Origin of the sequence: Salinarimonas soli, from assembly GCF_008386575.1 — a bacterium.
In the GTDB taxonomy this organism is placed as follows: Bacteria; Pseudomonadota; Alphaproteobacteria; order Rhizobiales; family Beijerinckiaceae; genus Salinarimonas_A; species Salinarimonas_A soli.
Window position 1 is genome coordinate 1 of the sequence record NZ_VUOA01000290.1, and the last position, 243, is coordinate 243.

The 243-nt window shown below is 62.6% G+C and carries 1 protein-coding gene; it reads right to left on the reverse strand.

The window, feature by feature from the left end:
- Window positions 1-160 (reverse strand): type II toxin-antitoxin system ParD family antitoxin (locus F0L46_RS25960; RefSeq protein WP_149822455.1); only part of this gene is annotated, 160 nt, incomplete at its 3' end.
- Window positions 161-243: the final 83 nt, after the last annotated feature.

Below are 243 nucleotides of genomic sequence, written 5' to 3' on the forward strand. Positions count from 1 at the left end.
CGGCAGCCTGCTTATCGCGGCGGTCCTGCTCGAAAAGCAGACGTAACCCAGCGCGCACGACCTCGCTTGCGCTGCCGTAAAGGCCAGTCGCCACTTTGGCGTCGATGAGAGCCGTTAGCTCTGGGGTGAGCGAAACCGTGCGGACGACCTTGGCTGGCATGCGCGATATCCGTGAAGCGGGTCATTAGATTTGTGACCCGATGTAGCGTATCCACGGCGGGCCTCAAGTGGTGGGCCAGGTCC